The 21,416-nt window shown below is 63.8% G+C and carries 15 protein-coding genes; 3 read left to right on the forward strand and 12 right to left on the reverse strand.

The window, feature by feature from the left end; all coding sequences use genetic code 11:
* Window positions 1-222: 222 nt before the first annotated feature.
* Window positions 223-1,905, reverse strand: a complete 1,683-nt coding sequence (locus IE075_RS03470; RefSeq protein WP_189453329.1) for a serine hydrolase domain-containing protein — start codon at window positions 1,903-1,905, stop codon at window positions 223-225.
* Between the two features lie 390 nt (window positions 1,906-2,295).
* Window positions 2,296-3,624: an MFS transporter gene (locus IE075_RS03475; RefSeq protein ID WP_229792294.1), complete on the reverse strand. Its 1,329-nt coding sequence runs from the start codon at window positions 3,622-3,624 to the stop codon at window positions 2,296-2,298.
* A gap of 201 nt (window positions 3,625-3,825) precedes the next feature.
* Here IE075_RS03475 and soxR point away from each other — a divergent pair, with 201 nt between their 5' ends.
* Both soxR and IE075_RS03485 read left to right on the forward strand, forming a co-directional pair.
* Window positions 3,826-4,269, forward strand: a complete 444-nt coding sequence (gene soxR, locus IE075_RS03480; protein ID WP_189454766.1) for a redox-sensitive transcriptional activator SoxR — start codon at window positions 3,826-3,828, stop codon at window positions 4,267-4,269.
* A 173-nt stretch (window positions 4,270-4,442) separates the two neighbouring features.
* Window positions 4,443-6,776 (forward strand): PAS domain S-box protein, encoded by a 2,334-nt coding sequence (locus IE075_RS03485; RefSeq protein WP_189453333.1) that lies wholly within the window; start codon window positions 4,443-4,445, stop codon window positions 6,774-6,776.
* 469 nt (window positions 6,777-7,245) lie between these two features.
* Here IE075_RS03485 and IE075_RS03490 read toward each other — a convergent pair whose 3' ends face one another.
* A complete protein-coding gene (locus tag IE075_RS03490) occupies window positions 7,246-9,822 on the reverse strand; it encodes an EAL domain-containing protein (protein ID WP_189453335.1) in 2,577 nt (858 codons plus the stop codon).
* A 462-nt stretch (window positions 9,823-10,284) separates the two neighbouring features.
* On the opposite strand from IE075_RS03490, the gene IE075_RS03495 reads away from it, so the two are divergent.
* On the forward strand, window positions 10,285-11,295 hold the full coding sequence (locus tag IE075_RS03495; RefSeq protein ID WP_189453336.1) for a GGDEF domain-containing protein: 1,011 nt from the start codon (window positions 10,285-10,287) through the stop codon (window positions 11,293-11,295).
* A gap of 256 nt (window positions 11,296-11,551) precedes the next feature.
* On the opposite strand, the gene IE075_RS03500 is transcribed toward IE075_RS03495, so the two are convergent.
* The 9 genes from IE075_RS03500 to IE075_RS03535 all read right to left on the reverse strand — a co-directional run bounded on the left by IE075_RS03500 (window position 11,552) and on the right by IE075_RS03535 (window position 21,415).
* The gene (locus IE075_RS03500) at window positions 11,552-12,133 is read right to left on the reverse strand and encodes a hypothetical protein (protein WP_189453338.1); all 582 of its coding nucleotides are present in this window, start codon (window positions 12,131-12,133) and stop codon (window positions 11,552-11,554) included.
* A 676-nt stretch (window positions 12,134-12,809) separates the two neighbouring features.
* Window positions 12,810-13,097 carry a TFIIB-type zinc ribbon-containing protein gene (locus IE075_RS03505; protein WP_189453340.1) on the reverse strand — a complete coding sequence of 96 codons (288 nt, stop codon included), beginning with the start codon at window positions 13,095-13,097 and terminating at the stop codon, window positions 12,810-12,812.
* Between the two features lie 324 nt (window positions 13,098-13,421).
* The gene (locus IE075_RS15775) at window positions 13,422-13,553 is read right to left on the reverse strand and encodes a hypothetical protein (RefSeq protein WP_268244907.1); all 132 of its coding nucleotides are present in this window, start codon (window positions 13,551-13,553) and stop codon (window positions 13,422-13,424) included.
* A gap of 264 nt (window positions 13,554-13,817) precedes the next feature.
* Entirely contained in the window at window positions 13,818-14,924 is a 1,107-nt protein-coding gene (locus IE075_RS15925) for a glycosyltransferase (protein ID WP_189453343.1), read from the reverse strand.
* The gene (locus tag IE075_RS03515) at window positions 14,921-15,967 is read right to left on the reverse strand and encodes a glycosyltransferase family 4 protein (protein WP_229792295.1); all 1,047 of its coding nucleotides are present in this window, start codon (window positions 15,965-15,967) and stop codon (window positions 14,921-14,923) included. Before IE075_RS03515 ends, IE075_RS15925 begins: the two co-directional genes overlap by 4 nt.
* An 83-nt stretch (window positions 15,968-16,050) precedes the next feature.
* Window positions 16,051-17,280, reverse strand: a complete 1,230-nt coding sequence (locus IE075_RS03520) for a hypothetical protein (protein WP_189453347.1) — start codon at window positions 17,278-17,280, stop codon at window positions 16,051-16,053.
* Window positions 17,273-18,460, reverse strand: a complete 1,188-nt coding sequence (locus tag IE075_RS03525) for a glycosyltransferase family 4 protein (RefSeq protein ID WP_229792296.1) — start codon at window positions 18,458-18,460, stop codon at window positions 17,273-17,275. Before IE075_RS03525 ends, IE075_RS03520 begins: the two co-directional genes overlap by 8 nt.
* The gene (locus IE075_RS03530; RefSeq protein ID WP_189453351.1) at window positions 18,457-19,782 is read right to left on the reverse strand and encodes an oligosaccharide flippase family protein; all 1,326 of its coding nucleotides are present in this window, start codon (window positions 19,780-19,782) and stop codon (window positions 18,457-18,459) included. Before IE075_RS03530 ends, IE075_RS03525 begins: the two co-directional genes overlap by 4 nt.
* 217 nt (window positions 19,783-19,999) lie before the next feature.
* Window positions 20,000-21,415: a UDP-glucose dehydrogenase family protein gene (locus IE075_RS03535; protein WP_189453352.1), complete on the reverse strand. Its 1,416-nt coding sequence runs from the start codon at window positions 21,413-21,415 to the stop codon at window positions 20,000-20,002.
* Window position 21,416 lies beyond the last annotated feature (1 nt).

A 21,416-nucleotide genomic window follows, 5' to 3' on the forward strand; every position in this document is an offset into this window, starting at 1 on the left:
ACAGGCGCACGCGCGGTACCGCTGACGGCCCGCACTGAAGGCATCGCGGGTGGGTGCGGAACCCCACCCGACTGGCCTGTCGGTGTCTGATCAACCGCGCACGAGCTGGAAGCCGGCACCTCCCAGCCGGCGGGCCCAAGGCCGCCTCTGCGATCGCGATGCGAAGCGGTCCGTCAGTTCGTGCTGATCCTGGAGGCGCACGGTTAGCTGGACAGCCACGAGCTACTTAGCAGCCGGAACGCGCTCGAACTCCAGCGTGTTGCCGCCCTGCCGCAACGTTACCGTCTGCGCCGGGCCCGACTCCGGTGCAAACGTCAGTTCGGCCCCGACGGACTCGGCGGTGAAACGCGTCGGCGACGTCGCGACCAGCGGCACGCCGTAGGGCTGGCCTTTGATCTGGCCCTTGAGCGTCTCGCCGTCGAGCGTGATGTCGAACTCCATGCCCTTCGTTGCGTAAACCCCGGTGAGCCGCTGGAGCGCTTCCCGCGGCAACTGCATTGCGGTGGGCTCAACAGGGAGCGGCTCGTCGGTCCGCGTCGCGACAGCCCCCTCGCCTTCGCCGTTCGCCCAAAACCGCATGCCGGTGACCTTGCCCGCGGCGTCCCGCTGGATCTGGAACCGGTTGAACCCGTCCGGGTACACGAAGGTGTCCTCCGAGATCGGGACGAGGTCGGAACGCGCCCCGCCAGTGCGTTGGCCGGTCAGCTTTCCATTGACGAGGCGCAGCGTGCGCGTCGCGTCCTTGTCGACCTGATACACCCCTTCGTACTGCTTGAGCAGCGCTGCATCGACCGCGACTGGCTTGATCTCCGGATAAGGCTCTCCGAGCGCGGCCGCGGTGAGGCGGCGCGCGAGCGAACCCGGGTCTTTCCCGGGCGTTGGCGAATTGCTGTTATGAAGCACGGCGACGCTGATGTCTGGCCCCGGCACGTACGCGAGGTGCGACGTAAAGCCGAAGATGCCGCCGCCGTGCTCGAGCACCCGCGCGCCACGCACCTTAGCGGCCGTGATGCCGTAGCCATAGCCGGGCTCGGTGGCCTTCCCCGTCGGGGTGATCATGCGGGTGTAGGTATCGCTCTTGAGTACTTCGCCCTCATGCAGCGCACGGTTCCAACGCGCAAGATCATCGACGCTCGACACAAGCGCGCCGGCCGCGTGGGGCTGGGTCATGCTAAGCGGCTTCGCAGGCGCGGGGCCCTTTCCATCCGTGGAATACCCCTTGACCTGACGCGCGACGACCGCCGGGTCATGCCCGTAGCCGGTGTCGTTCATGCCAAGGGGCTTGAACAGCGCTTCCTCGAGATACTCGTGCCACGGGCGTCCGCTGGCCGCCTCGATGACGGCGCCGACGAGCACGTACCCGGAATTGTTGTACTTCCACCCCTCGCCCGGCGCGAACTCGGGAGTTTCGCCCTTGAAGTAATCGACGAGCTGCGCGGTGGTGAGATCGCGCTGGATCGGGCCCTCCATCACGCCCGGCATGTCGGTGTAGCTCTTTACGCCCGACGTGTGGTTGAGCAATTGCTCAATCGTGATGCGTGCACCATCCGGATAGTCCGGCAGATACTTCGACAAGGGATCGTTGAGCGAGACCTTGCCGGCCTCGACGAGCTTCAGCAGCCCCGCCGCGGCGATCTGCTTAGTGACCGAACCGATGCGGAATCGGTCGCCCGGCTTGAGCGGGACGTTGGCATCCACGTCCGCCTCTCCCCGGGCGCCGCGATACAGCACCTCGTCGCCGCGCATGACCAGTACAGCGACGCCCGGGGCATCCGGTTGCACGGCGTCGGCGAGTACCGAGTCCGCAAACCGCGCGAAGTCGGCCGGCGCGGGAGGCGCCCCGGCCGACGTGATAACGGGCGCAAGTGCTGCGGCTAGAGCAATGGTCAAGGCAATGCGTCGCATGGTCACGAGTCCTTTCAGTCCGCCGGTTGGCTTGACCGATTAGCCTAGCCGCGGATGAAATCGCTCGTAGTGCCAAAAGTCAGTGTGGCTTGCAGCCCCGGGCGGCGCCGCCTCAACCGAGCCCTGTGGTGACCTTGCGTCCGTCCGTCCGTACCGACCGCCAGCGCGCCAACTTGCTCGGGCACTGCGCGGGTGACTGCGCGCTTGTCGCGAGGAACGCCGGCTCTCACGAACAAGCTGCGTGACGCGACGGCCTTGGCTCTGAATCCCGCGAACCACTGGTTCGCAGGGTCTCGCCCGAGCTTCCGACGCTCACCTCGCCGCGGAACGGCGCTGCACCGGGGACCGCTCTCGACGCGTGATGCTGGCGCAATACGCCCCGTGGTCAACCTAACATCGAGCAGCGCCTTCCACCCGACCTGCAACTACGCCGCCCGTTAACGCTAGCAGCGCCGCGAGGCCAAGGCTTGTCGCGTACGCACCGGCCACATTGACGTGCAGCAGCAACGCGAACGTCGCGCCACTGAATGCGAGGGTCGAGGTCGTTGCAAGTGCCGCGCTGAGCCTCAGCGACGCGCCCACGTGCCCCTGTGTGCCCGTCGGAGCCAGTGCCAAGGTGACGACTGAAAGCGTTGGCGAAACGAGGCCCATGCCTGCCCCCGCGATGGCCCATCCCAACACTGCGATCATGACGGGAGCAGACGGGATCAGCACCAGCGACGACAGCGCGATCCCTGCACCGAGCAGCGCGAATCCGCACCGCAGCATCTGCGGCACGCTCACCTTCGAATGCATGCGCGCCCGGACGAATGCGCCCGCTGACCACGTGACGGCGCCCGCTGACAAAAGCACGCCTGCCACCCCGACCGATGCAGCCTTCTCGCGGTGCAGCAGCAGCGGCAGAAACGCTTCCGCAGCGAAGAACGCGCCCTGGGAGAGCCCGCTCAGTGCAATGGCCGCCGGGAGGCCGCGCTTAGCCACAAGGCTTCCGGTAGGGAGCAAGCGACGCGCGGACACGTACAGCAGGCCCATCGCGGCGGCCGCACACAACGCCAGGCCGATCGACACACCTGCTGCCGCCGCGTCCCCCAGCCCTGCCTGCCCGACCAAGTGCAGCACAACCGCGCCAACCGAGGCGCCAAGCGCCCAAAGCATGCGGCGCGACGGCGGCTTGCTGCGGCCCGTCTCCCGCAGGGCCACTGCGGCAGAGGGAACCCGCACCAACGCAGCGCACGCGGGCAACGCCAGCGCCGCGGGCACGAGGATCGCCCAGCGCCAGCCGAGCAGTCCGGAAACGAGGCCAGCAACCGCGGGCCCTACAAGAGCAGGCAGCATCCACGCGGCCGCAAACGCTGCAAACACCCTCGAGTGCAGCGAAGCCGGATACACGCGGCCGACCGTTGCGTACAGGGCCACGCCGATCATCCCGGAGCCAAGGCCGGTCGCAAGGCGACCCAGCAGGAGCCACCACACGGAGCCCGCGATTGACGCGACCAGCAGGCCGCCGACAAAGCAGGTCGTGCCGACCCACACCGCTCGCATCGGACCGCGTTGATCACTCCACTGCCCGGCCGCGACCATCCCCAGCAGGGAAATAGCAAGCGGTCCACCGAACAGGAAGCCGTACAAGAACAGCCCGTCGAGCGCAGTGGCGGCGACTGGCATGATCGCTGCGCTGCCCATCGCCTCCAGTGCCACAACCGAGACAAGTCCGACCACGCCCACCGTTGCCGCGCGATGCTCAGTCGAAAGGAGACCGGGTTCCGGCCCTGGCACCGCGTCTGCGTGCGTGCTCGGACCCGTGAACGCGTGCGCCGCCGCATCGACTCGTCCGTCGGCTGGAAGTGGTTGAGATCCGTCGCTCATGCGGCCAGTATCGAACCTCAAGCTAACTTGAGGTCAAGCGCCGTGGCGAATCCGATGATGAGCGTCGGCGAGCTTTCGCGACGCAGCGGCATCGCGGTCTCGGCGCTGCATTTCTACGAGACACAAGGGCTGATCACGAGCGAGCGCACCGCCGGCAACCAGCGTCGATACAAGCGTGACACGCTGCGGCGGCTTGCCGTGATCCAGGTTGCCCAGCAAGTGGGCGTGCCGCTCAGAGCGATTGGCGATGCACTGAGCACCTTGCCTTCGAGCCGCACGCCCACAAGGTCGGACTGGAAGAAACTCTCGACGCGGTGGCACGCGGACCTGACAGAAAGAATCACGCAGCTCACGCGCCTGCGCGACACCCTCGACGGCTGCATCGGCTGCGGCTGTTTGTCGATCGATCGATGCCGGCTGTACAACCCGCACGATGCCGACGCGGCCGAGGGGCCCGGCCCTAGGCGACTGCTCGCTGCGGAGGGTGCGGCCTCGTGAGGCCGCCCGCGTTCCGGAAGGTCTCCGGGCACGGCCACTGCGGCCTGCGCCGCGCGGGCACGACTGTCGTGATTCCGGCTCCGCGCCGCGGCACCTCGACCGCACTCACCCGCTGCTCGTTATAGTTCCCGTCCGCCCGGCGACAGACGCCTGGCCGCGCAGAGACTGACGTAATGAACGGCGATTCGTACCGGCAAGAAGATCCCACGGGGGACGGCACCGGCACGAACCAGGGCGAACACGCCCACGCCCGGGCGAGGCTGGACGCCCTCGTCGCCGCGACTTCAGACGTCGTCTACCGCATGAGCGCCGACTGGAGCGAGATGCAGCCGCTGGACGGCCGCGGCCTCGTCGCGAGCAACGAGGCGCCGCTCCGCGACTGGATCGAGCGGAACCTGCCGCCCGACGAGCACGCGCGCGTCCGGGCAGCCATTGCCCGGGCCATCGCGACGAAGGGGCTCTTCGAACTCGAGCACCGCGTCCTGATGCCCGGCGGGGACGCGGCCTGGGTGCACTCCCGTGCGGTGCCGATTCTCGACGACCGCGGCGAGATCCTCGAATGGCTCGGCCTCGGGCGTGACATCACGGAGTCCCGCAAAGCGCGCGAAGCGCTGATGGAGAGCGAGCAGCGTTTCCGCGCGCTGTTCGAGCAATCGACCGGCGGCATCGCACAGGTGGATCTCAACGGCCGGTTCGTACTCGTCAACGACCGCTACTGCGAGATCGTCGGGCGCTCCCGCGAGGAACTGCTGACGCTGCGCATGCAGGACCTGACGCACTCACACGACGTGACAGGCAACCTGTCGCTGTTCGCGCAGCTGTCGCAGGGCCTGATTCCGAACTTCACGATCGAGAAGCGCTACCTCCGACCCGACGGCTCCGCGGTCTGGGTGCAGAACGCGGTGTCCGGCATCCGCGGCCCCGGCGGCCGCGTCCGCTACATCACAGCAATGGTCGCGGACATCACCGCGCTGCGCGACGCGCGCGAAACACAAACGGCGCTCGCGGCCCAGCGTCAACTCGCGCTCGACGCCGCCCGCCTCGGCTGGTGGCAGTACGACCCGGCGACGGGATTCGTCACCCACGACGAACGCTACGCCGAGATCTACGGCCTCAAGGGCCGCGGGTCGTGCCACGTCGAAGAGATCAGTCGCCTCCTGCACCCGGAGGACATGCCGCGCCTGTGGGCGGCGGTCGAAGCCGCGACCCAGCCAATCGAGCCGCAGCCCTACGCGATCGAATACCGCATCAACCGTCCGGACGGTGAGACGCGCTGGCTCGAAGCCCGCGGGATCGCCTCATTTGACGGGCACGGCCCAACGCGCACGGTCTCCAGCTTCGTCGGCACCGTTGCGGACGTGACCGAGCAGCACCGCGCGAAGGACGCGCTCGAGCAAGCCGGCCGGCGCAAGGATGAGTTCCTCGCCACCCTCGCCCATGAGTTGAGAAACCCTCTCGCCCCGATCTCGAATGCGCTGCAGGTGTGGCCGCTCGTGGAGGACAAGCCTGAGGAGGCCAAGCGGCTGCGCGAGATGATGCGGCGGCAGATGACGCAGATGGTCCGGCTGATTGATGACCTGTTGGACGTCTCGCGCATCACCCGCGGCAAGATCGATCTGAGGAAAGAGCGGCTCGACCTGCGACTGGCCGTCGAGGCCGCCATCGAAGCGCTGCAGCCCTTCGTCGATGCCCACGGGCATGAACTCGCCGTCGCCCTGCCCGCTGACCCGCTGTGCGTCGAAGGCGACCTGGGCCGGCTCGTGCAGGTGTTCGGCAACCTGCTCAACAACGCGGCGAAGTACACGCCGCCCGGCGGCCGCATCCAGCTGACCGCGATGCGCGACGGCGACTGCGCGCTGGTCACCGTGCGCGACAACGGCGCCGGCATCCCGCCCGAGATGCTCACGGACGTGTTCGAGATGTTTGCCCAAGTGGACCAGTCGCTGGGCCGCACGCACGGGGGCCTCGGCATCGGGCTCACGCTCGTCAAAAGCCTCGTCGAGTTGCATGACGGCACGATCGAAGCCCGGAGCGAAGGACGGGGACGCGGCAGCGAGTTTGCGGTCCGCCTGCCCGTCTCAGTCGGAGACGGCGCGTCGATCGACGCGCCATCGACACCGCTGCACGCGATGCCTGCGGCGCCGGCCCACCGCGTGCTCGTCGTCGACGACGTCGAGCCGTCCGCGAACACGCTCGCCCTGATGCTCACGAGCCTTGGCCAGGAATCGCGCGCCGTGTACGACGGGGCCTCGGCCTTGAGCATGGCCGAGGACTTCCGTCCGGACGTCGCATTCGTGGACATCGCGATGCCGGGCATGGACGGCTACCACGTCGCGCGCCACATCCGCGCGATCCCGGGCTATCGGCCTTACCTCGTGGCGCTCACCGGGTACGGACAGGAGGAAGACCGCCGGCGTGCGTTCGAGGCCGGGTTTGACCGCCACCTGGTCAAGCCTACGAGCGTCGAGGCGCTCCATGAGGTGCTTATGGCGGTGCCGCAGCGTTGAACCGAGCCTGCTGAGCCCGACTCGTGCCGATGGCGCGTTGGAGCTCGCGGTGGCGCGCCATCGGCACGCGGCGGCCAGAGATCGATGGCGGCGGGCGCGGTGCGCGACTGACCCGTTGCCTGCGGCGCGAAGCTGCGGGCTCGCCCGTCAGGTCGAGCGCGCCCCGGCGTCAAAGCGTCGGCTGTCGAGCTCCGCACCACCCTGAAACGGCACGCGTCCACAGAGCGCCAGCCCACACCTGCTGCATCCCTTGTTCAAGCAACCGCTCCGTAGCCTTGGAAGGCGCTTCCAATCAAGTCTTTCTGTTGCCAGACCACGCCGGCTCGTAACCGACGGCAAGCGCCGCTGACCCCGTGCCGCACGAACCGGTAACGAGCTTCAACTCAAAGAGCTTGCACGGACAAGAACACTCGTCCGCGACACCGAGCTTGCATCACCGGGCACGTTTGTCCGCCAGCCGCGTCACCAATCAGAGCAGCTCATCAAGTGGCTGGGGCATGTGGATCCCATAGCCCTGTGCGTAGTCCACGCCAATCTCGCGCAGACGATGCAGGGTCGTCTCGTTGTCCACGAACTCGGCCACCGTTCGGAGGCCCATGAAACGGCCGACGCCGTGGATTGCCTTGACCATCGCTTCGTCGACGCTGTCGTGGACGAGGTTCTTGACGAACGCCCCGTCGATTTTCAGATAGTCGACCTTGAGCCGCTTGAGATAGCCGAACGAGGACATGCCGCTCCCGAAGTCGTCGAGCGAGAACTCCCCGCCCTGGCTGCGAAACCAGTTGATGAATGCTTCGGCATTCGCCACGTTCGCGATGACAGCGGTTTCAGTGATCTCGAAACAGACCTTCGAGTAGTCGCCTGCCAGTTCGTTGAAGGTGTCTTCGACGTAGCGCGCGAATGCATCGTCTCCGAGCGTTCCACCTGACAGGTTGATTGACAGGCGGATGGCCCGGCTGGCGTCCACTCGCTTCAGCGCCGCGAGCGCCCTACAGACTACCCAGCGATCGACGGCCGGCATCAGTCCGTATCGCTCGGCAACGGGGATAAACGTCATCGGCGGCACGAGCTCACCGTTGTCGCCACGCAGACGCAGCAACACCTCGAAATGCCTTTCCGTCGGCGCGTCGCGGGACGTAGGTACGATCTCCTGCCCGTACAACTCGAAACGGTCGTTCGCCAACGCGTCCTGCAGACGCGGCACCCAGTCCAGCTCGGTGCGGCGCTGGATGACGTCCACGCTCGTCGAATTGTGGCTGTGGACGCGGTTCCCGCCTTTCTCCTTGGCCAGTTGGCAGGCCGAGTCCGCCGAACTCAGGAGGTCCGCGATCGCGTCCTGCGGGTTGACGGCCACGAGCCCGACGCTGGCGGTGATCGCGAACGTGCGGTCCTGCCAGCGCAGCCTGATCTGCGTGATGGCCTGCCGCATCTGCTCCGCAATGCGCATGGCGGCATCGAACGGGCAGTCGATGAGCAGGCACACGAATTCGTCGCTGCCGAAGCGTCCGACCAGATCGCTTTCGCGCAGCTGCGCTCTCAGCGCCTGGGCCACGTCCTTCAGTAACGCATCGCCTGCGGCGAGCCCGCAGGTGTCGTTGACGATCTTGAACTGGTCGAGATCGACGTGCAGGAGTGCACAGCCCTTCTGGCTTTCGCGCGTGGCGAGCGCATGCACGAGGCCTCGCTCGAATCCTGCGCGGTTGTCGACCCCGGTCAGCGGGTCGCGCGACTCCTGCCATGAAATGCGTTCGGCCAACTCGTGCGTCTGCGTGACATCGCGCAGCACCAGCACCGCGCCCGACACCACGCCGTCCGGACCGTGGATCACGGCGCCGCTGCTTTCGAACAGCACGCGTGAGCCGTCCTCGCGATGGATCTCGTTGCCGACGGCTGCCACCCGCGGCAGCCGGCCGCTCAGCACCAGGCTCACCAGATCGGCCAGACGCACGCGACCTTCGTCCGGGCTGTGGAACAGCGCGTCGACGTGCCGCCCCGTCGCAGTCGCAAGGTCGCAGCCCAGCAGGCGGGCCGCGGCCCGGTTCGCAAACGTCACGATGCCGTGCGTGTCGGTGGTGAGTACCGCGTCGCCGATCGAATCGACCGTCGCGCGCCAGCGCTCGCCCGACTGCGCGAGCAGCGCGTTCGCTTCCTTCAGCCCGGTCACGTCGTGCATCACCACGACGGCCCCACCGGGCTCGCCGCCGTATGTCAGCAGCGGCTGTGCGTTGCACGACAGGATCCGTGGCGCACGGTGCGGTGCCTTCAGGATGACCTCCACCTCGCGGATGCGCTCACCCCGCAGGGCGCGGATCAGCGGCAGCTCGTCGGCGCGCATCGGCGTGTCGGAGCCCGGCGCGTAGCAGCCCACGTTCTGGCCCCACTCGCTCAATGGCGTCGTTTCCGGCTCGATGCCAAACCAATCGCGCGCGACTTCGTTGAACCGGGTGATGACGCCGGTCGCATCGCAACAGACGACGCCGTCGGGCATCGTCTCCAGCATGTGCGTCAGTGCCCGCTCGCGATTGAGCGAATGCAGAAGCTGCTGGCGTTGCTGCAACTGGAGCGAGACCTGGGCGGCCAGGCGCATCAGGCCTTCGCGCTGGCGCTGGTCCAGACGGCGCGGCCGGGTGTCGATCACGCAGAGCGTGCCGTAGCGGTGCCCGTCCGGGCTGAGCAACGGCATCCCGGCGTAGAACCGGATCCCCGGCGCGTCCAGCACGAACGGGTTGTTCGCGAAACGCGGATCTTCAAGCGTGTCCGGAACCTCCATGAGTTCGCACCCGAGGATCGCCTGGGCGCAGAACGCCACCTCGCGCGGTGTCTCGCTCACGTCTACGCCGCAACGCGCCTTGAACCACTGCCGACCGGCATCCACCAGCGTCACGAGCGCAATCGGTGTGTCGCACAGGCGGGCCGCCGTCCACGCCAGATCGTCGAAGACCGGTTCGGGATCGGTGTCGAGCACGTCGAGCTGCTCGAGCGCGGTCAGGCGTGCGGCTTCGTCGGCGTCTACGGGCGCGGCGGCGGGGTCAGCGTCATCCAGCATCTTGGCGATTACCGCGTACGTTCAGTGCATCGGGGCGATGGACGCGGCAACGCGTCCGTAACGTGCAAGCCGGATCGATGGTTCCCGAAGGGACACACCCGCCCGGATCGGCTGCTCACGTGGAGCGTTTACGGCCGTGGAGGTTGCACCTGAAGTGCCAGCGGCCCGCCCGCGTGGCGAATACGCAGCAAAACCGCGACTGTCGGCACAGGCCCGCGCTCAAGAGCCGTTGGCGCTGGTCGTTAACGTACGGCGGCGAATGGTCTTGCCCGGACGCTGGCGGTGCCAAGCCGTCCCATTTCGAGCGAGCCGTGGATGCTGTCCCACCTGATTCCCGCTGATGACCCGGTCCGGGGAATGCTGCTGCGCAGGCAGCTGCTGGGCCACCTGACGTACCTCATGTTTCTGGTCCCGGTACTGCCGGCGCTGTGGTGGGGCTGGTTGCACACCGATGCAATAGGCGTGGCTGCGCTGTTCACGGTCGGCATCGTGATCAACGTCACGTACTTCCTGCTGATCCGGACAGGCATGACCCGGCGCCTCAAGGATCCGGCGCTGCTCCAGCCACAGATCTACACCGCGCTCGTCATGGCATTGGCCGTGATCCACGCAACCGACGAAGCGCGTGGCGTCATGCTGATGCTGTTCGTGTCCCTGCAGCTGTTCGGGTTGTTCGGATTGAGCCGTCGCCAGTTCAAAGTGCTGGCGTTGGCAATCATCAGCGGCTACGCGGGCCTGGTCGCCCTGGAGTTCTGGTGGCTTCGGCCGCGCGAAGGCGCGCTTCGCGAGGAGATGCTGCGGCTGCTGGCGCTCGCGATGATCACGGTGTGGATGGCGTTCGTCTGCAGCCAGATCGTGGGCATGCGACGAGCGCTCGCCCGTCGCAAGTGGGAGCTGAAGCTCGCGCTGGCGCGTCTGGAAGAGTCCGCTGCGCGGGATGAGCTCACAGGGCTGCACAACCGCCGGCACCTGATGTCGCTGCTCGGCAATGAGCTCGCCAGGGCTGCGCGATGCGAGGCGCCGTTTTCGGTGGCCCTGATCGACCTGGACTTCTTCAAACAGGTGAACGACCGCCATGGGCACCAGGTTGGCGATGAGCTTCTCCAGGGGTTCAGCACATTCGCCCAAGGCCAGCTCCGCGCACTCGATCGGGTGGGCATATTGGCGGACGAACCGACCGTTGGCCGCTACGGGGGCGAGGAGTTCCTACTCATCCTGCCCCACACCGAGCACGAGAGCGCCTTGGCCTGCGTGGAGAGGCTGCGGGCAAGCGTTGCCTCCCACGCGATCGCGACCAGTGCCGGCCCGCTCGGCACGAGCTTCTCGGCCGGCGTGGCTCAGTACGAGCCCGGCGAATCGATCGCGTCGCTGCTGCGCCGCGCCGATACGGCGCTCTACCGAGCCAAGCACGACGGGCGCAATCGCGCGTACGGCACCGTCGACTCAGCGCAGCCGCTTGGCTCGAACACGTAGCGCGAGGAGTTTGGGATGACCTATCTACGCACACCGAGGCAGAAAACCGCGCCTAGCGTCAGACAAAGATCAACCTGACCCCGTTTCCGCGCATCTCCGCGCCGGAAGCGGTCGGAAGCCCCGCACCGCGACACGGCGGCGACGGCTCGATCGCCTACGCTGGATCAGCCGCGAAGCGTCCCGGGCAGGCCACCCTCGCCCGCCCCGGGACCTCTTCTCGCACCGGCGGCGCGTCAGCGACTCAACGCGACAGCCCTCAGCGGTACTCCACCACCACCGTCAGCAGGGTGATGCGCGCGTCGTAGGTGCCGAGCCGGTTGATCTCGACATGCCACCACGGCGCCGAGCCGCTGAAGCCGGTGTTGACCGTCGGCAGGACCACCCATTGCTCGTAGTGCGTGTCCGACTGCACGGCCGCCAGTGACGAGGCGCCGCCGCCGTAGGTTTCGAACGGGCCGCCCGCACGCAGACCGACCGGGGTCATGCCCACGCCCACGGTGCCGTCGCCGCCTGCGCCGATGTAATAGAACACCCCGACACGCACCCTGCCGCCGGTGTAATCCAGCGGGCGCGGCACCGCGAACTGCGCGTAGCCGTTGGCGGTCGGCCAGTCGAGGCCGCGCATCGTCGGCGTGAGGTTCGGTGTGCGGCCGAGCGCATTGGCCGGGAGCACGAGACGCTTCGGGTACAGCCAGCACGGCCCGGTCGGTGCGCACAGCCGCAGCTCCGGTCGCAGGCGCGGCGCGCCCTGCGCGTAGACCGGAGCCGCGGCCGTTGCGATCAAAAGCCCTGCAGTGCCGACAGCCAGTGCTGAGTGCCTGAGCCAGGAACGGATCATGTCGATGATCTCCGCAGGCGGAGGCGCGCCGGACCCTGCCCCCGCACGAGGAAGGACGGCAATGCCGCATGTCCGGGGCACTGTCGAGCGTGGCTGCACCGGCAGCTCACCCCCGACGCAACGCGCGCGCACAGCGTGTTCGGACACGCGACCGTGGCGCGCGCCGACGTGCGGTCAACGCACGCGCGGCTTCACCCCAGACACAAGGCCCCGCACTGCGGGGTCCTTTGCAGTCACCGGTGGAGCCGTTGACCAAATTTTCGCCAGGCCGATGAAGCGCCGCATGACCGCTGGCCTTGATCTGCTGTGCACAACGGTTATCCCTGCGCTTATCCACAGGTCGCGTGGACAATGTTCCACGCGGTGTTTCACCGATAAACCAAGCGCTTAGGCGTGAGGGCCCACGGCTGCGAATTCTTCCTAGATGGCGCCGCACACAGCGTAGCGGGATGATTTTTTACTGCCGCGTCACTCGTTTCGCATGCGCACTACGCGGACGGTTCAGTCGACTGCAATCCCGTAGTTAACCGCCTCCATCCCCTGCACGGGCCTGCAAAGGCCGGGGTGTGCGAGGACGCACTGCCCCGCGAGATGGAACGCGCATGGGCCCCGGTGCGCTGCGCATATCCCGGCCACGGCGCACGCGAGGCGAACCTACGCGGACACAGCCGCACGGTCAGAAATCGAACAGCTCGCCGAGCATCGACTTATGGCGGTTCTTGCCGTGCTTGTACGCGTCGTGGTGCTCGTGGGCCGGCGGGTACGCGTGCCCCGGATGCGGCGGTGGCTGCGGCGGCGGCGCTGCCGGTGCGCGTGCAGGCATTGCCTGCTCGGCGCGTTCGATGAGCCGGTCGAGCTCGCCGCGATCGAGCCAAATGCCGCGGCAGTTGGGGCAGTAATCAACCTCGATCCCCTGTCGATCCATCATCGCCAGGTTCACGGTCTTGCAGACGGGGCACAACATGCGCGTTTCTCCGGTCACAGCCCGGGCCCGCGGCACCATGCCGCGCGTCCCAGTGACACGCCGATGCAACCGCATGCCGCCAGGACACGCCTTCGCCGCAGATCGGCGAAGGTCTCGCTCACAGGCGTGATGCCTGCTGCTGGGCCGGAGCCAAGGCTCGTAGTGACGACGCCAGCATCTGGGAGCTACTCCCCTTCTCGATCGAGCCTAGCACGGGGTCTCTGCGGCGCATCCCTGTGCGCCTTCCTAGCCGGACGCTCGTTCGACGGCACCGTTTGCAGACAGAAATAAAACTGCCCCCGGCCGTCTAGCGCCGACCCCGGCTCAGGCGAGCACACGCTCAGACGCGCTCAGCCGCATGCGGCGGCGCGCCGCCCGTCGACGGGCGATGAGCAGGCCGCGCGTCACCGCGAATGCGCAGACGAAGCCGGAGAACGTGAGGTAGGCGGTCAGCATCGGTGGGGGAATCGATGGGCTCGCGATCTGTATGCCGTGGCCGGTGTGATCGCTACGCAACGGCCGCGCTATCGCCAGCACGCCCGTCGCGGTGCGAACGCTGCGCCGATTCGAAACGCAAAGCCCGGCAGGCTGATCAGCGCTGCAGGTTCGCTAAGCCCACTTGATGCGCTTCGTCGTGGTGACCCACATCTACGCAACGGAGCGTCCAGAAACCTGCCAAAAAAAGGAACCTGACCCCTTATTCAAAGCAATGAACTTACATCATGCGGTAGGTTTACAGCCGCGTTGCTCAATACGTTGCTGAGTTTCCCGATACAAATCGTCTATCTCTACACACATTCGCTCCGACCGAAAGCGCGCGACATACGTGGAATAAGCTTGCTCCCGCATCCGCCTCCAATGGGACCTCTTTCGCTGCCGCAATTGCGACGCAAGGTCATCGGATCGACCTGCCGCGAAAAATGCGCCGTCAAGCTCAGCCGTTATAATTTCCCTAAGCGGCGCAATGTCGCTACCGAGAACTGGGAGGCCATAGCTGAATGCCTCTACCGCCGCTAGGCCGAAAGCCTCCCAGCGGCTCGGCATAACGAGCACGTCCGCCCGAGCAAGATATCCTGCGACGTCTTCTCGACCTCGCCATCCAACATACGCAATATTTCGACATGGCCGGACCTGGCGATCCTCGTGGACGCCAGCACCAATAACAGTAAGCGCTACATCCGCGTCTTGGAGCTGCCCCATAGCCTCAATTAGGATATCCAGCCCCTTCGCTCGATCGAAACGACCGACATAAACGAGATTAACTTTCCCGTCATCCAGTCCAGCAAGTCTCTCGATCGGCAGCGGGGCTTCAACGCAGTTCCGAATAACATGCAGGATGTGAGCAGGCAACCGCCACCTCATTGCTTCCGATTTTTCGTGCTCGCTGACGCACACAATTCCATTGCACCACCTCGATAGAAGCCGTTCGACCGCGGCAAACGCGGCTTTCTTCCATGGTTTGACGTCCATTAGAAAGCCCCAGCCATGCGGGCAATATATGACCGCCGGCCTACGAAACGGCCGCATCAAGATCAGGACTATTCGGCCAACCCCACCAGCGAACGAGCTGTGGAGGTGAACCACCTGCGGCTCGAGACGCCAAACAGCAAGAGCTAACTCCAGAGCGAAACACCAGATGGACGCTATATTCCTTCCACTCCGTCGAAAGGTCTCGATATCGGATAGACCTTCGAACTCAAAGAGATGTCCCTCAGGAACCAGTGCGCGCGCGTCAACCCCAGAACTCAGCTGCCACCTCAGCAACTGACGCATTACCGTGGCGACACCTCCTTGTGCCGTCTCCGCTACATGCAACACCCTGTTCATGATGCGAGCAACTCCGAGAGAAGGGCTCGGGAGTCGAAGACCTCAGCCAGATACCGCTGTGCCTCTGACGCGATGGACTCCTGAAGCCCTGCTTCAGACAATAAGCGTTCCACGGCAGATGCAAACTCCTCGGGGGTGTCGCCACCAAGATAGTGCACGCCTGGCGCCAGCCCGGTGCCCTCAACTCCCACCGACGTTGAAACAAGCGGCACCCCCTGTTGCATAGCGTTAATGCTCCGCATTTTGACGCCAGCGCCCTCAAGAATGGGGTTGATGAAAACAGAAGCATCCGCATACAGGCTCGCCAAACATGTCGGCGAGTCGTGGAACTCCACTGATTGATACCGATCAAGGAATCCAGCACCAGCGCCCCTCGTGTTTCCCGCAACAACAAGCTTATAGAAAGGAACCCGCGCGCGAAGGAGCTCGTGCACATTCTCCAAATACCACAGCAGGCCCTGGAGGTTATTCGGCATGAACAGATTTCCAACACACAAAACCGAGCCCCGCGTCTTGGGCCTAGGCGCCTGCATTGCCGCTGCATCAACGTGAGGAGGTAGAAATCGAACGCGCGAAGAGGGCTCGCCTACTCCTTCCCGCGAAAACTCTCTATGCGAGATATGCAGTACATAGTCGCATCGGTTCTTGACCCGCCGGCTCCAATGCCGGAAGAGTAAGCTCTCCAGAAAATAGTATGCTTTCTTCGCGAACCGCTTTTCACTTCGCGCGAGGGCGTGAAAGTATGCGGATTCATTGTTGTGCACGCGTAGCGCGACCTTGTCTCGGGCACTCAATCCTTTTAGGACCGGAGCAACAGCTTCGGACTCGAGAATAACGAGATCATAATCATCTGCGAGGTACTCTTTCGCGAGACCGGAGCGCGACGCCGCCTGATACGGCATCCCGGTGATCCAAAAAAACAGAGATGCCCTTCGGCGCACCAACCGCACGCGGCCGAGCTTCGCGCGGGCAAGCTGCAAATGGCTCGGGTGAACATCGGCACTGACTGTTGCCAATAGGTCCACCGACACCCCCAGCGACACGAGAGCCTCAATCCGCGAAAGGACGTCAACTCTCCCGCCATGATCGGCCGGAAAGGGAAAGTCGGGACTAACGACTAATACCTTCACTGCTCATACCTATTGAAAGCGAGCCCAAGCGAGGCGGCAGCGAAATAGGCCCCAACCCCAGACACGTAAAACATGAAACCGATTACCGCGAAGCCTGCAAGTAGCATCCTATTCATGTCTGCTGCAGTAGAAACATAGGCAAACCCGCTTAATCCTTGTTTGAGAATCAGGTAGATACCTGGCAGACCAAGAAAGATCGTGGTGTCAAGAAGAAAGCTCTTCGCCCCCACGTTCTCATAAGCACCGTGATAAAAGTAGGAGTTAACTTCAGAGTAATCGAGCGTCATAGGCAGCAACTCTCGCATCAGCAGTACCGCCTCTGGACCGGCTTGAACTACGAAAGGAAGATAACCATAAAACCCATGCCCTAAAGGCCACTGCGCGACTGAGAGTGCTGCTACCGTCGACATCGTTGCCCGGGTCGCCACGGAGGTGTAGTTTTCGATGTCCGACAGTAGCAGGGCAGACGCTAAGGGAAGCAGAATGCTTGCGCCGGCGAGTGCAACGAATACTAGAATAAATCGCTTAGCACTGCCGACTCCGCGACTTAACAGAACCGTAAAAATAGTGGCGCCAAAGATTGCGAAAATCGTGCCCTTTGACTCAATCGCAAGCGCCACAACTGCCACGAGCGCGATACTGATCCCCGGACGCACCTTTTTCTTCCAGCAAATCAACAGGACCGCGCAGCCGGCAATCAGGCCGAAATTGCTCGATTCCTGACTCAGGCCTCGTGGCCTCGCATTGCGGTTGTCGAACGGGTGCATCCAAGAAGATGAGGAAAACGCGTCCGGCCACAGTGTATTGGCGATCACCGCAGCCACCACAATGCCAGCCCCTGCCAACAGGGCAAACTGGGGCACGTTGCGTGCGAAACGGAAATAAAAGAATGCAAAGACGCACATAAAATACAAAATAAACGCCTTTAATGCTTGAACCACTAACGTCTTAGTTGCCAACTCATAATAGAGAAAGAATCCGATCAATGAAGCCGCGACACCCCAACTGAGTAGTACGACAAACTCGAGAGGCAACCTGTTCCGGCAAATCGACGTTAAGGCTAGGGCAATAAGCGGAATGATCGCCAGATTAGCCGCTGCGTACCCTAGCGGTCCGGTTTGGAAGGGCAGATCTTCGAATGGCGACATGAGGAAGAACAGCGCCATAACGGCGGCTTCTACCCAACGCAGCGGAACCGTTGGCTCTGTGCTGATCGTGCTATGCACGGGCCACCCCAACAGCATCGCGGTACGCCGCGAGATACGCGTCCCCAATGGAGGCGGCGTCGAAAGACCGTACAAACTCGAGAGCCCGGGCTGAGAACAGGTCTCGATCAGCGGAGAGGCTTTTCGTTAAGGCCAACGCCAGATCCTTTCCATCATGGCGCGGCTGGTAGATAAAACCCGTTTCGCCTTCCATTACGACCTCGGGCAACCCGCCCATGGCCGAGCATATAACTGGAGCACCGTAGCTGTACGCCTCGAGAACTACCCTCCCAAGCGGTTCGGCCCATAGAGATGGAACGACCAGCCAGTCGAGGTTTGGATAAAAGCTCTTTGGGTCAGTTCGGCCCACGAAGACGATTGGCAGATCACGTGCCTGCTTCTTAAGCGCCTCCACATATAACGGGTCTCCATCCCCCGCAATATAGAGTTCCGCTAAATCAGCAATCGAGCCAAACGCTTTGATGAGCTCTTCAAGACCTTTCGCCGGCTCTAATCTTCCAATAAACCCGTACCTGCGCACTCCGTTTCCACTCACCGGCCCGGCGATCGACGGTAGGGCTACCGAGTTATAGATTACCCGGCGCTGGGCGTTGGGGAAAAAATTCTCCGAAGCGTGAAGATCGGCGATATAACGGCTGATACCGATATATTCTGTCACCCACCCTGAGCAGATCCGCTTAGGCCATGACCATAGTCGCGCTGAAATGTCTCGGGGGTTCTGCATTTTGCCATCAGCAAACAAGCGACAATTAGGATGCAGCAGGTAGTAGTCCCGCGAGGTGTGTGCGATTGGAACTCCAGCCAACTTGGCTGCGAACCAGACACTGACCGAGAGGCCGCTTAGGTTGTTCGTATGGACTACATCAGGGGCGATTCGCTTAACGAGGCGGCGGGCACCCCATAGGACGCTCAGGTTAAACATATCGATGACGTGCCATAAAAGCCGACGCACCAAAGACGGCGTGCCCTTATCAAACGGCCAATAGATGTTTGGGTCCGGCAGACGCACCACCGTGACACCATTAATAACGTCCGTTTGAACGCCAGATCCGTTATGCAGGCATAGGATCCACACCGAATGGCCATTATTGGCGAAATATTCAGCCAGGAGCTGGGTGGACACCTCCGCGCCACCGACTTTCCACGGGTAGTAGAGCGTGTTAACCAGGAGAATTCTCATAGTTCGCCCGCCCAGCCGGTCAACAGCGCGCTAGTCATCCCCACGACGATAACAACTGCAGGAACCATTTGCAGAAAGAATCGGCCTGGGGAGCATTTGAAGACCGCAAGGTACATTGACGTGTATACGACAAGGAAGTTGACGTGAAAGGCTGCTACAAGGGCCCAGCACAGCGCGGGCAGATCGGACTGACGCAGCCCCAGGACAATCGCGAAGGTTGTTACAAATCCCGACGCAACGCCCGTCCCCAGGAGCAGGCGTGGACGGCTCATCGCTTGGAAGAAACTCCCATTTGTCGAGTGGACAACCTGCGCTGGTATGCCGATTGCTAGGATCTGCAAGATCGGCACTGCGCCTCCCCACTGAGCACCAAGTACGAATTGCACGCCTATCGGCGCTAATAAGAAGACACCGAGAGCCGCAGCGCCCCCAGCCACCGACAGTCGGAACGCGAACTCACGGTGAATCTGCTCAACCTTTCGCGGGTCGTGCGCCAGTTGACGAACAACCGGCTGGATGGCAGGGGTCATTGCGAACGTCAAAAGCAGTAATGGATACCGCATCAGCTGGTACGCCTTGTCGTAGATCCCCAGCGCGGATGCCCCCAGCGTTCGTGCCACCAGTACGTTGTCGAGATTTCGACCGACAAAACTAACGGTGTTTGCACCTAGCTGGTAGGAAGCAAAGGAGAAGAGAGGCCGGACCGCAGAAAAATTAAACCCAACGTTAGGCCTGCCAAACTCAGTGGCCGCGCTAAATTTGTATGCCAGTACGAAATTGACAGCAGCGCTCACAGGGAGTTTAAGCGCGAGGGCATGCAATGGCGCGAGCCAAGCACTGGAAGCTAGGACTGCCGCGGTGGAGACTATTTCTGCGGAAACGCCGGCTTTAGCGAGACTTCGAAATCGCTGATCGCGTAACAGAAAAGAAGTGGGAATTACACTCGCAGACACCAGCAGAACCGCAAGCGCTACGTAGGGGAAGATGGCCGTGACCTCGGCCGTCTGGTAAAAATCTGCGACCGGTCCGGAGAGAAGCTGCACTGTAAGCGCTAACAGCAGCCCGAGGGCAAGAGTAAATCCAAAGATTCCGTCCCGCGCCGAGTGGGACAGCGAACCCAAATTAATTATCGCAGGGCCAAAGCCCCCTTCGGCTACCACTTGGAAGAACAGGTAGATAACGGACACAGACGCGACAAGACCGAACGTTTCGGGCGTAAACGTCCTCGCGAGTATCATCATTGACAGCAGATTCGCCGCGTATACTGCGTAACGGCTGGCCATGCTTCGCGCAATCGCGCCGTACAGCAGAGAAGCGGTCATAATTCTTTCAAGGGCGCGAGTTGCAGCAGAAATTTGCTAACTCGCATGCTCGCTTTTGATAGCTCATAGGTGACTGAGCGCTTCATGCTAGGAGCAAGCGAGGCTAGGCCAGGCAAAGTCGGGCTACATTCGCGCCCGCATAGCAGTCTGCCAATGCATGGCCAGATCTCGGGGGTGAGACACTCTGTCTGGCGCTGTCCCTGCGTCCTGTTCCACCTTAAGCGTGCGCTTTGTCTGCGTCCTGCGGTCCGAGGTGCAGAGAGTGCGAGCTGCTTCCGCAAGGACGCGCGCCGGATGGAGAATGCGAGAGCCTCCCGATCGAGTAGTAGCCCAGACCGTGCACGGCCAGGTCCTTAGGAGAATAAAGGTTTCGGCCATCAAAAACCGTCGCATCGCCTAGGGTCAGGCTCAGTTTTTGGAAGTCCGGGCTGCGGAAGGTCTTCCACTCGGTCACCACGATTAAGGCGTCTGCACCGCGCACGGCCGTCAAGGCATCGCCGCACAGCATCAGGTCCGACCGGTCGCCGAAGATGCGGCGGGCTTCTTCCATGGCTTCCGGGTCGTACGCGCGCACCTTGGCGCCTGCGTCCCACAATTGCTGCAGGAGGCGACGGCTCGACGCTTCGCGCATGTCGTCGGTGTTCGGCTTGAACGCAAGCCCCCACACCGCGAACGCCTTGCCGCGCAGCGCGTCGGCGCTGCCGTAGTGGCGGACGATCAGGTCGAACAGGTGGCTCTTCTGGCGCTCGTTCACGGCTTCGACCGACTCGAGCAGCTCGGCACGGTAGCCGTTCTGCTTGGCGGTGTTTGCAAGCGCGCGCACATCCTTCGGAAAGCACGAGCCGCCGTAGCCGGCGCCGGGGTAGATGAAGTGCCAGCCGATGCGCGGATCCGAGCCGATGCCCTGGCGCACCATCTCCACGTCGGCGCCCACGCGCTCGGCGATCTGCGCGATCTCGTTCATGAAGGAGATCTTGGTGGCGAGCATCGCGTTGGCCGCGTACTTGGTGAGCTCGGCCGAGCGCACGTCCATCACCACGATGCGCTCGTGGTTGCGGTTGAACGGTGCGTACAGGCGGCGCAGCTGCTGCACGGCGTAGTCGCTGCCGGTGCCGATCACGATGCGGTCCGGACGCATGCAGTCGTTGACGGCGTCGCCTTCCTTGAGGAACTCGGGGTTGGACGCGACGACGAACTCCACGTCCACACCGCGCTGCACGAGCTGCTCAGCAACGGCGGCGTGCACACGGTCGGCCGTGCCCACGGGCACGGTGGACTTGTTGACGATGACCGTGGGCCGCGCGAGGTGCGTGCCGATCGTCGCCGCCACCTTGAGCACGTGGGTGAGGTCGGCGCTACCGTCCTCGTCCGACGGCGTGCCGACGGCGATGAAGATGACCTCGCCGTGTGCGATCGCGCTGGCGGCGTCGGTGGTGAACGCGAGGCGCTTGGCCTCGTGGTTCGCCTTCACGAGCGGCGCGAGGCCCGGCTCGAAGATCGGCACGATGCCGTTGTTGAGGCCATCGACCTTGGACGGGTCGATGTCGACGCAGACGACGTCATGCCCCACGTCGGCCAGACACGTGCCGGTGACAAGACCGACGTAGCCGGTGCCGAAGATGGTGACTTTCATT

It is taken from the genome of Cognatilysobacter bugurensis (genome assembly GCF_014652095.1).
Taxonomy (GTDB): Bacteria; Pseudomonadota; Gammaproteobacteria; order Xanthomonadales; family Xanthomonadaceae; genus Cognatilysobacter; species Cognatilysobacter bugurensis.

Excerpts from the sequence above, each read along its gene's own strand:
- IE075_RS03505 (WP_189453340.1), bottom strand. The coding sequence starts at position 13,097 with ATGTTGTGCCCCGTCTGCAAGACCGTGAACCTGGCGATGATGGATCGA.
- IE075_RS03500 (WP_189453338.1), bottom strand. The coding sequence starts at position 12,133 with ATGATCCGTTCCTGGCTCAGGCACTCAGCACTGGCTGTCGGCACTGCA.
- IE075_RS03530 (WP_189453351.1), bottom strand. The coding sequence starts at position 19,782 with ATGACCGCTTCTCTGCTGTACGGCGCGATTGCGCGAAGCATGGCCAGC.
- IE075_RS03525 (WP_229792296.1), bottom strand. The coding sequence starts at position 18,460 with ATGAGAATTCTCCTGGTTAACACGCTCTACTACCCGTGGAAAGTCGGT.
- IE075_RS15775 (WP_268244907.1), bottom strand. The coding sequence starts at position 13,553 with ATGCTGACCGCCTACCTCACGTTCTCCGGCTTCGTCTGCGCATTCGCG.
- IE075_RS03490 (WP_189453335.1), bottom strand. The coding sequence starts at position 9,822 with ATGCTGGATGACGCTGACCCCGCCGCCGCGCCCGTAGACGCCGACGAA.
- IE075_RS03470 (WP_189453329.1), bottom strand. The coding sequence starts at position 1,905 with ATGCGACGCATTGCCTTGACCATTGCTCTAGCCGCAGCACTTGCGCCC.
- IE075_RS15925 (WP_189453343.1), bottom strand. The coding sequence starts at position 14,924 with ATGAACAGGGTGTTGCATGTAGCGGAGACGGCACAAGGAGGTGTCGCC.
- IE075_RS03485 (WP_189453333.1), top strand. The coding sequence starts at position 4,443 with ATGAACGGCGATTCGTACCGGCAAGAAGATCCCACGGGGGACGGCACC.
- IE075_RS03535 (WP_189453352.1), bottom strand. The coding sequence starts at position 21,415 with ATGAAAGTCACCATCTTCGGCACCGGCTACGTCGGTCTTGTCACCGGC.
- soxR (WP_189454766.1), top strand. The coding sequence starts at position 3,826 with ATGATGAGCGTCGGCGAGCTTTCGCGACGCAGCGGCATCGCGGTCTCG.